The 8,815-nt window shown below is 72.2% G+C and carries 11 protein-coding genes; 7 read left to right on the top strand and 4 right to left on the bottom strand.

The window, feature by feature from the left end:
* A partial coding sequence (locus SACSA_RS20970) for an HPr family phosphocarrier protein (RefSeq protein WP_019812898.1) occupies positions 1 to 308 on the top strand: 308 nt, incomplete at its 5' end.
* A 10-nt stretch (positions 309 to 318) separates the two neighbouring features.
* Here the strand turns inward: SACSA_RS20970 and SACSA_RS0101345 are convergent.
* Complete coding sequence (locus SACSA_RS0101345) at positions 319 to 531, bottom strand: FmdB family zinc ribbon protein (RefSeq protein WP_019812897.1); 213 nt, start codon at positions 529 to 531, stop codon at positions 319 to 321.
* A gap of 46 nt (positions 532 to 577) precedes the next feature.
* Between SACSA_RS0101345 and SACSA_RS0101340 the strand changes: the two genes are divergently transcribed.
* Both SACSA_RS0101340 and SACSA_RS24250 read left to right on the top strand, forming a co-directional pair.
* Complete coding sequence (locus tag SACSA_RS0101340) at positions 578 to 1,711, top strand: alkaline phosphatase family protein (protein ID WP_019812896.1); 1,134 nt, start codon at positions 578 to 580, stop codon at positions 1,709 to 1,711.
* A gap of 26 nt (positions 1,712 to 1,737) precedes the next feature.
* Positions 1,738 to 2,025 (top strand): hypothetical protein, encoded by a 288-nt coding sequence (locus SACSA_RS24250; RefSeq protein WP_083940112.1) that lies wholly within the window; start codon positions 1,738 to 1,740, stop codon positions 2,023 to 2,025.
* On the opposite strand, the gene SACSA_RS20965 is transcribed toward SACSA_RS24250, so the two are convergent.
* On the bottom strand, positions 2,012 to 2,560 hold the full coding sequence (locus SACSA_RS20965) for a GNAT family N-acetyltransferase (RefSeq protein ID WP_048876303.1): 549 nt from the start codon (positions 2,558 to 2,560) through the stop codon (positions 2,012 to 2,014). The genes SACSA_RS24250 and SACSA_RS20965 overlap by 14 nt on opposite strands.
* A 115-nt stretch (positions 2,561 to 2,675) precedes the next feature.
* On the opposite strand from SACSA_RS20965, the gene SACSA_RS0101330 reads away from it, so the two are divergent.
* The 4 genes from SACSA_RS0101330 (at position 2,676) to SACSA_RS0101315 (ending at position 7,617) form a co-directional block, all read left to right on the top strand.
* On the top strand, positions 2,676 to 3,434 hold the full coding sequence (locus SACSA_RS0101330) for an alpha/beta fold hydrolase (protein ID WP_019812894.1): 759 nt from the start codon (positions 2,676 to 2,678) through the stop codon (positions 3,432 to 3,434).
* Positions 3,435 to 3,783: 349 nt separating this feature from the next.
* Complete coding sequence (gene ctaD / locus SACSA_RS0101325; protein ID WP_028661422.1) at positions 3,784 to 5,568, top strand: aa3-type cytochrome oxidase subunit I; 1,785 nt, start codon at positions 3,784 to 3,786, stop codon at positions 5,566 to 5,568.
* 19 nt (positions 5,569 to 5,587) lie between these two features.
* Positions 5,588 to 6,835 carry a phosphoserine phosphatase SerB gene (serB, locus tag SACSA_RS0101320; RefSeq protein WP_019812890.1) on the top strand — a complete coding sequence of 416 codons (1,248 nt, stop codon included), beginning with the start codon at positions 5,588 to 5,590 and terminating at the stop codon, positions 6,833 to 6,835.
* The gene (locus SACSA_RS0101315; protein WP_019812887.1) at positions 6,832 to 7,617 is read left to right on the top strand and encodes a peptidyl-tRNA hydrolase; all 786 of its coding nucleotides are present in this window, start codon (positions 6,832 to 6,834) and stop codon (positions 7,615 to 7,617) included. The genes serB and SACSA_RS0101315 overlap by 4 nt, the downstream gene beginning before the upstream one ends.
* A 79-nt stretch (positions 7,618 to 7,696) precedes the next feature.
* Here the strand turns inward: SACSA_RS0101315 and SACSA_RS0101310 are convergent, their stop codons facing one another.
* Positions 7,697 to 8,038, bottom strand: coding sequence for a hypothetical protein (locus tag SACSA_RS0101310; RefSeq protein ID WP_048876302.1), 342 nt, complete (start codon positions 8,036 to 8,038; stop codon positions 7,697 to 7,699).
* 49 nt (positions 8,039 to 8,087) lie between these two features.
* The coding region (locus SACSA_RS20960; RefSeq protein WP_019812885.1) for an ATP-dependent DNA helicase at positions 8,088 to 8,815 on the bottom strand (728 nt) is incomplete at its 5' end.

Below are 8,815 nucleotides of genomic sequence, written 5' to 3'. Positions count from 1 at the left end.
GGACCACCGCGGCCACCGGAGTGGAACCGCCGAGGACGGAGGCGGTGCGCACCGGGCTGACCCTGCGCAACGAGGTCGGCCTGCACGCCCGCCCGGCCGCACTCCTCGTCCGCGCGATCGCCGGGGTCGAGGCCGACGTGCGCGTGCGGTTCGGCGACGACGAGGCCGACGGGCACAGTGTGCTGGCGATCATGTCGCTGGGTGCGCGCAAGGGCGACCGCGTCGAGATCGAGGCCACCGGCCCGCAGGCCGTCGACGCGGTGGAGCGGATCGAGGCGCTCGCGGCGCGCGACTTCGACGAGAGCTGACACGCGCGGCTCAACCGCAGCCGCACGCGCCTCCGCAGCAGCCACCACCCGAGGGGGCGGGCGCGGGACTGGGCGCCGAGCCGGTCAGCGCCACGGTCGTGAGCAGTTTGGTGGTGTCGTCGTGCCCGGACGGGCACCGGGCGGGGGCACTGGACTCGCTCATCGGCCTGGCGAGTTCGAACGAGTCGGCGCACACGCGGCAGCGGTAGGCGTAGGTCGGCATGGATTCATTGTCGCCTCCGGCCGTGCGGAGTGGGAAGGTTGCCCGCATGGAACTGCCGACGATCGACCGGGAGGTTCCCCTCCTGAGCGAGGTCGTGCCGTCGTTGCTCGCGGTGCTGGGTGTGCCCGGTGCGACGAACACGCTCGCGTTGCCGCCCGCTTCCCGTGCGTGCGTGCTGCTGGTGGACGGGCTGGGCTGGGACCTGTTGCGCGAGCACGCTGCCGACGCGCCCGTGCTGAGCGAGCTGAGTGCCCGTCCGCTCCGGTCCGGCTACCCGGCCACCACGGCGGCCGGGCTGGGGGCACTGGGCACCGGCGTGCCCTCGGGGCAGCACGGCCTGGTGGGTTACTCCTTCGAAGTCCCCGGGGTCGGCCTGCTCAACGCGCTGCGCTGGTGCAGCCACGTCGACGGCAGCGACCTGCGCGGTGCCCTGCCACCGGAGGAGGCGCAGCCGCTGCCGACGACGTTCGCGCGGGCGAGCGAGTCCGGCATCGCCACGAGCGTCGTCTCGGCCGCCCGGTTCGCCGGCACCCCGCTGACCCGGGCGGTGCTTTCCGGTGGCCGCTACGTCGGCGTGCACGCCCTCGGTGACCTGGTGGCCGCGACCCGGTCCGCGCTGCGGTCGCCGCGCGCCCTCTGCTACGGCTACCACAGCGATCTCGACCTGCTGGGGCATCTGCACGGGCCCGGGTCGGTGCCCTGGCGGATGCAGTTGCGGCAGGTCGACCGCCTCGTCGAGTCGCTGGTGGAGGACCTCGCCCCGGGCTCGCTGCTGGCCGTGGTCGCCGATCACGGGATGGTCGAGGTCGACGACACCGCCGTCGATGCCGACGCCGATCCGGCGTTGCTCGACGGCGTGCGACTGCTCGGCGGCGAGGTCCGTGCCCGGCACGTCTACACCGAGCACGGGGCCGCCGACGACGTGCTGGCCGCGTGGCGCGAGACGCTCGGCGCGCGGGCCTGGGTCGTGCGCCGCGAGGAGGCCGTCGAGGCCGGGTGGTTCGGCGACACGGTGGCCGACCGTGTGCGCCCGAGGATCGGGGACGTGGTGGTGGCCGCCCGGGAGCGGTCCGGCGTGCTGCGGGAACTGGCCGAACCGCAGGAGTCGGCGTTGCGCGGGCAGCACGGATCGTTCTCGTCGGCCGAGCAGCTCGTGCCCCTCGCACTGGCCCACGGCTGAGCGGACCAGGCCGCTACCGTGGAGCCATGCCTCGACGGAACCGAGCACGCCGCGACGCGCCCCGGCGCGCGGCGCCGACGGGCTGGGCGAGCACGGAGAGTGGCCCGGACGGCGACTGGCTCGTGCGCACCGTTCCGGGGGCGCAGGCGACGAAGACCTACCGCTGCCCCGGGTGCGATCACGAGATCCGGCCGGGAGTGCCACACGTGGTGGCCTGGCCCGCCGACGAAACGGGCTCGGTCTCCGACCGCAGGCACTGGCACCGGGGGTGCTGGCAGGCCCGCGCGCGCCGGAGCCCGCTCAGGGGCTTCTGACTGCGCCCGGCCGCCGGCCGCGCGGGCCGGGGCGCCGGTAGTACACCGAGGGCAGCCCTCGGTACAGGTCGCGCCGGTACTCGCGGAACCCGAGCTTGTCCGCCACGCGCCGGGCCGGTGCGTTGGTCACCCCGGTGACGATGACCACGGGGCGTTCGGGCACCTCGCGCTCGGCCCACGCCACCACCGCCGCGCCCATCTCGGGCGCGTAGCCCCGGCCCCAGGTGTCGGGACGGAACCGGTAGTACAGGTTCAGCACCGGCTCACGGTCGAGGTCGCTGCACTGGATCCCGCCCACGCCGACGAGCCTGTCCGGGCCGGGCTCGACGACGGCGAGGTAGCCGAACCCGTGGTCGATCCAGTGCCGCCGCCACGTCTCGAACTGGGTCCGGGCCTGGGCCGGGGTGGCCGGGGACGGCTCGTGCGGGTGCGTCTCCGGCGAGGACTGGATCCCGACGACCGAGGGCAGGTCGGCCTCCCGGAACGGCCGCAGCAGCAGCCGTGCGGTGCGCACGTGCCCGAGACGGGAAGCCACGTGTCGAATCTAACGTGTGACCGCGCTTGGTGACCGCGCTCACCGCGCCGCGCTCGCGCTCCGGTCGCGTACGCCGCACCGGGCCACGCGGCGCCGCGGGAGCGACAATGGGGCCATGCGAGAACTCCCGTTGGTGCTGCTGCACGCCTACCCGCTGGACGCGCGGATGTGGGACGCGGTACGACCACGGCTGTCCGGAAGGGCACCGCTGGTCACGCCCGACGTGTGCGGTCTGGGCCGCGGTCGGCTGCCTTCCGACGACGCGGAGCCCGGCCTCGATGCCGCCGCCCGCGACGTCCTCAGCCGCCTCGACGAGCTCGGCGCCGAGCGCGCGGTGCTCGGCGGGTGCTCACTGGGCGGTTACCTCGCCCAGGCCGTGCTTCGGCTGGCTCCGCGGCGGGTCGCGGGTCTCGTACTGATCGACACCAAGGCCACGGCCGACACCGAGGCCGCGCGCGCCGACCGGCTGTCGGTGGCGCGGCGCGCGGAGGCCGAGGGCATCGGCGGCTGGCTGGCCGAGACGATGCTGCCCAAGCTGCTCGGCGACACCACCCGCGCGACGCGCCCCGAGGTCGCCGAGCGGGTTCGCGGTTGGATCGAGGAGCAGCCCTCGGCGGGGGTCGCCTGGACGCAGCGCGCGATGGCCGGGCGAGCGGATTCCACCGCCGTCCTCGCCTCGGCCGGTGTGCCCGCCGTGGTCGTGGTGGGGGAGCAGGACGCGGTGACCCCTCCCGAGGTGGCCCGCGACCTGGCGGACGCGGTGCCCGGCGCCGGGCTGGTCACCGTGCCGGGCGCGGGCCACCTGACCCCGGTCGAGCAGCCGGAGGCGGTCTCCGACGCGGTCACCGGTTTCCTCGACACGCACGCGCTCTGAGCCGCCGCCGCCCCACGCTTGTTGACGAGTCGGCAAGGCCCCCTTTACTGCGTTGAGTGCAGTCAAGGAGGCCTTGACGATATGCCAACAGCGAGGGGCGTGACCGAGGTAACGCGGGTGTTCCGCCGAGTGCGCACGAGACCGCACACCTGGGTCTACCTGCGGTTTCGCACCTTCCGCGGGGATGCTGAGACGGTCGCGCGCGCGGTCGGGGACCGCTCCGACGGTGATCTACACGGCCGGTGCGCGGAGCGCCGAGGCGTGCGGGATACGATCCCTCTAGCCATCGTGGGTCCCCCGCCCGTGGCGTGAAGCAAGGATCGCGGGGTTTCGAGTGCAGGAGGCTTCTGTGACGGCCGTAGCCCCCCAGCCGATCGCGACGCGTCCGTATCCGACGCGAGAGTCGGTGAAGGGTTCGTTCCTGCTGCGGTTGTTCCGCACGACGGACCACAAGCAGATCGGCATCATGTATCTGGTCACGTCGTTCGCCTTCTTCATGGCAGGCGGCGCGATGGCGATGCTGATCCGTACGGAGCTCGCCCAGCCGGGACAGCAGTTCCTCTCCCAGGAGCAGTACAACCAGCTTTTCACCATGCACGGCACGGTGATGCTGCTGTTCTACGCGACCCCGATCGTGTTCGGCTTCGCCAACTACGTGCTGCCGCTGCAGATCGGCTCGCCGGACGTGGCCTTCCCCCGGCTGAACGCCTTCTCCTACTGGCTGTACCTGTTCGGGGGCCTGACCGCGATGGCGGGCTTCATCACCCCGGGCGGCGCGGCCGACTTCGGCTGGTTCGCCTACACCCCGCTGTCGAGCGCGATCTACTCGCCCGGCCTCGGTGCCGACCTGTGGATCGTCGGCCTGCTGGTCAGTGGTCTGGGGACCATTCTCGGCGCGGTCAACATGATCACCACGGTGGCCTGCCTGCGCGCGCCGGGCATGACGATGTGGCGGATGCCCATCTTCACCTGGAACATTTTGATCACCAGCCTGCTGGTGCTGCTGGCGTTCCCGATCCTGACCGCGGCGCTGATGGGCCTGCTCGCCGACCGCCGGATCGGTGCGCACGTCTTCGATCCGGCCAACGGTGGTGTGATCCTCTGGCAGCACCTGTTCTGGTTCTTCGGGCACCCGGAGGTCTACATCGTCGCGCTGCCGTTCTTCGGCATCGCCTCGGAGATCATCCCGGTCTTCGCCCGCAAGCCGATCTTCGGCTACAAGGGCCTGGTGTGGGCGACACTGAGCATCGCCGCCCTGTCCGTGGCGGTGTGGGCGCACCACATGTACGCCACCGGCGCGGTGCTGCTCCCGTTCTTCGCCTTCATGACCTTCCTGATCGCGGTGCCGACCGGTGTGAAGTTCTTCAACTGGATCGGCACCATGTGGAAGGGCAAGATCACTTTCGAGTCGCCGATGCTGTTCACGGTCGGCTTCCTCGTGACCTTCCTCTTCGGTGGTCTCACCGGTGTGCTGCTCGCGGCGCCGTCGATCGACTTCCACGTCTCGGACAGCTACTTCGTGGTGGCGCACTTCCACTACGTGCTCTACGGCACGATCGTGTTCGCCACGTTCGCCGGGATCTACTTCTGGTTCCCGAAGATCACCGGCCGGATGATGGACGAGCCGTTGGCGAAGCTGCACTTCTGGCTCACCTTCGTCGGCTTCCACGCCACGTTCCTCGTGCAGCACTGGCTCGGTAACGAGGGCATGCCCCGCCGGTACGTCGACTACCTCGGCACCGACGGGTTCACCATGCTGAACATGATCTCGACCATCGGGGCGTACGTGCTCGGTGCTTCGACGCTGCCGTTCATCTGGAACGTCTTCAAGAGCTACCGCTACGGCCCGGTCGTCACGGTGGACGACCCGTGGGGCTACGGCAACTCCCTCGAATGGGCCACGAGCTGCCCGCCACCGCGGCACAACTTCACCGAGCTTCCCCGGATCCGCTCCGAGCGGCCCGCGTTCGAGCTGCACTACCCGGAGATGGTCGAGCGGATGCGCGGCGAGGGCCATGTCACCTTCACGGGCAAGACCCTGGCCCACGCCCACGCCACGGACGCGCCGTCGGAGAAGGTCACCGAGGCGGCCATTCCGGGGCGGCACGACAGGGACAATTCCAGCGAACGGTGACCGGTAGGGCGGGGCAAGCGTGAGCACGGCAGAGACAGCGGAGACGACACCCGTCCTGATCACCACGACGGGCCCGGACAAGCCCGGGGTCTCGTCGGTGCTGTTCGCGGCGTTGACCAGCCAGGGTGTCGAGGTCGTCGACATCGAACAGGTCGTGATCCGCGGCCAGCTCGTTCTGGGCGTCCTCGTCGCGGTCGAGTCCGACCCCGAGGGCCTGCAGGAGGTCGTCGAGCAGGCGATGGCGTCGGTGTCGATGCACGTCGACGTGCGGATCGGTTCGGCGATCGGGACCGACCCGTTCGCGCCCGACCGCCGGGGGTCCACCCACGTGCTCGTGCTGCTCGGCAGGCCGGTCACCGCCCGCGCGTTCACCCAGGTGGCGCGCAGGCTCGCCGAGGTGGGCGCGAACATCGACTCGATCCGCAGCATCGCGGACTACCCGGTGACCGGGCTCGAGGTGTACGTCTCGGTGGCCGCCGATACGCCGGAGGCCGACAGCGAGCTGCGGTCGATGCTGGCCGACGTCGCCGCGCGCGGCGGGCTCGACGTGTCGATCGAACGGGCCGGGCTGGCGCGCCGTGCCAAGCGGCTGGTCGTGTTCGACGTCGACTCCACGCTCATCCAGGGCGAGGTGATCGAGATGCTCGCCGCCCACGCGGGCGTCGAGCCGCAGGTCCGGGAGATCACCGAGGCCGCCATGCGGGGCGAGCTGAACTTCACCCAGTCGCTCGAACGCCGGGTGGAGCTGCTGGCCGGGCTGGACGAGTCGGTGCTGGACGAGGTCGCCGACCAGATCGAACTCACGCCGGGTGCGCGGACCACGATCCGCACGCTCAAACGACTCGGGTTCAGTTGCGGGGTCGTCTCCGGCGGTTTCACCCGGATCATCGACCGGCTGGTCAACGATCTGGGCCTGGACTTCGCCGTCGCCAACGATCTCGAAGTCGCCGACGGCACCCTCACCGGCAAGGTGCAGGGCCAGGTCGTCGACCGCGCGGGCAAGGCAGCGACGCTGCGGCGCTACGCCGACGAGTACGGCATCCCCATCGGTCAGTGCGTCGCCGTGGGCGACGGTGCCAACGACATCGACATGCTCACCACAGCGGGCATGGGTATCGCGTTCAACGCCAAGCCCGCGCTCCGCGAGGTGGCCGACGCGGCGCTGTCCTACCCGTACCTGGATGCGGTGCTGTTCATGCTCGGCGTGACCCGCGCCGAGATCGAGGCGGCGGACGAGGCCGACGGGCTGCCTCTCGTCCGGCCGTGAGCACTCCCGAGCCGGTGCTCGCGCCGGTCGCGGCCCGCTACGCGTGGTGGCTGGGGCTTCCCGCCGACCGCACCGCCGAGCAGGAGCTACCACCCGAGCGGGTCTGGGCGATGCCGGTGGTCCTGCGAATGGAGCGGGCCCACCCGCCGTCCCGGACTCCCATGCTGGAGGCCGCGGCCACGGCGGCCGTCGCCGTGTGCCTCGACGAGCGCGCCGAGCCGGGCGGCCCGTGGTACGAACCGCTGCACGCGTGGACCTCGGGGCACATCCGCAAGGTCGCCCGGCGGGCGCGGGGGTCGCACTGGCGGGCGGTCGAAGCGCTGCCGGGTGTGACGGTGGAGGTCGGCGGCGCGCAGGTGCGCGCGTTGGTGCCGTGCCGGGTGGGCGAGTTGCCCCACGAGGTGGCGCGGTTGCAGATCTCCGGCAGCGACCTGCCCGGCGACGAGCCCGGACCACCCCCGCCGGAGGTGCCGGAGTTGCTGCTCAACCCGGGCATCACGATGTCGGCGGGCAAGGCCGCCGCGCAGGTGGGGCACGCGACGATGCTGCTGGCCGCGCTGCTCGACGCTCCCGCCCGGGCGGCCTGGGGTCGGCAGGGCCACCCCTGTGCGGTCCGCACCGCCGAGGCCGCCGACTGGGACCGGCAGGTGGGCCGGGTGGCCGACGACCCGGAGGCGGCCTGGCGCGACGCGGGCCTGGTGGGCGTGCGGGACGCGGGCTTCACGGAGATCGCTCCCGGCACGCTGACGGTCCTGGCCCGCCGCCCGCCCTCGTCGCCGTGACCGGGTCCTGTCCCGCCGTGGAGGCGGCCACGGGCGCCCTTTCCGCGGTGAACGCCGTGACGCGCTCCCGCACGACGTCTCAGTTGGCGCGCCAGACGACGTAGGCCTGGTCGGCGTCGGTCGTCATGGCCTCCACGAACGTGTCGTGGTCGAAGCCCGGCAGTGTCTGGAGTCGCTCGATCAAGGCGTCGGCGGCGGGATCGCCGCTGGGCACGGCGGTTCCGGTGCCGTCGGAGCCCGCCAGCATCAGGAACACGTCCTCCCGCCACGGGCCCTCGGGGATGACCCGCACGACGACAGCGGACAGGTCCGACCAGGTGACGGACTCCTCCGTGCCGTCGGCCAGCACGCGGCGCACGCCGGTGTCGTCGACGCTGACGGACCGGGACTGGGCACTGGATGATTCAGGGGCCAACAACATCTCCCTCGGGTCGGATTGGCGTTCACCGTAGTGGCTGCCCCACGGCGGATCAGGACGGGGCCGCCGCGTCCAGCCTGCGCAGTGCGTCGCGCACGACGTCCGGGTTCCGGGTCGGCCACAGTGGCGGGAGGGAGGCCCGCAGAAACCCCGCGTAGCGTGCCGTGGCCAGGCGCGAGTCGAGCACGGCGACCACGCCCCGGTCGGTGCCGGACCGGTGCAGGCGGCCGACGCCCTGGGCCAGCAACAGCGCCGCGTGGGTGGCGGCCACGGTGAGGAAGCCGTTGCCACCGCGTGCCTGCACCGCGCGCTGGCGTGCCGAGGCCACCGGATCGTCCGGCCGGGGGAAGGGCAGGCGGTCGACGATGACCAGTTGCAGCGACGGGCCCGGAACGTCCACCCCCTGCCACAGCGACAGGGTGCCGAACAGGCAGGTGCGCGTGTCGTCGGCGAACTTGCGCACCAACAGCGACGTCGAGTCCTCGCCCTGGCACAGAACCGGGCAGTCGAGCCGTTCCCGCAGATCCTCGGCGGCCTGCTGGGCCGCGCGTGTCGACGAGAACAGCCCGAGCGTGCGGCCCCCGGCGGCCTCGACGAGGCCCGCGATCTCGGCGAGGGTGGGCTCGCCCAGGCCGTCCCGGCCGGGCGGGGGCAGGTGCGCGGCGACGTAGAGGATGCCGTTGCGCCGGTAGTCGAACGGCGAGCCGACGTCGAGCCCGCTCCAGCGGGGGCCGGAGTCGTCGGCAGGCGCGGCCCGGTCGTAATTCTTGGCGTGACACT

Origin of the sequence: Saccharomonospora saliphila YIM 90502 (assembly GCF_000383795.1) — a bacterium.
Lineage (GTDB): Bacteria > Actinomycetota > Actinomycetes > Mycobacteriales > Pseudonocardiaceae > Saccharomonospora > Saccharomonospora saliphila.
The sequence above is the reverse complement of the archived record's forward strand: the minus strand, read 5'-3'. Positions and strand labels throughout refer to the sequence as shown.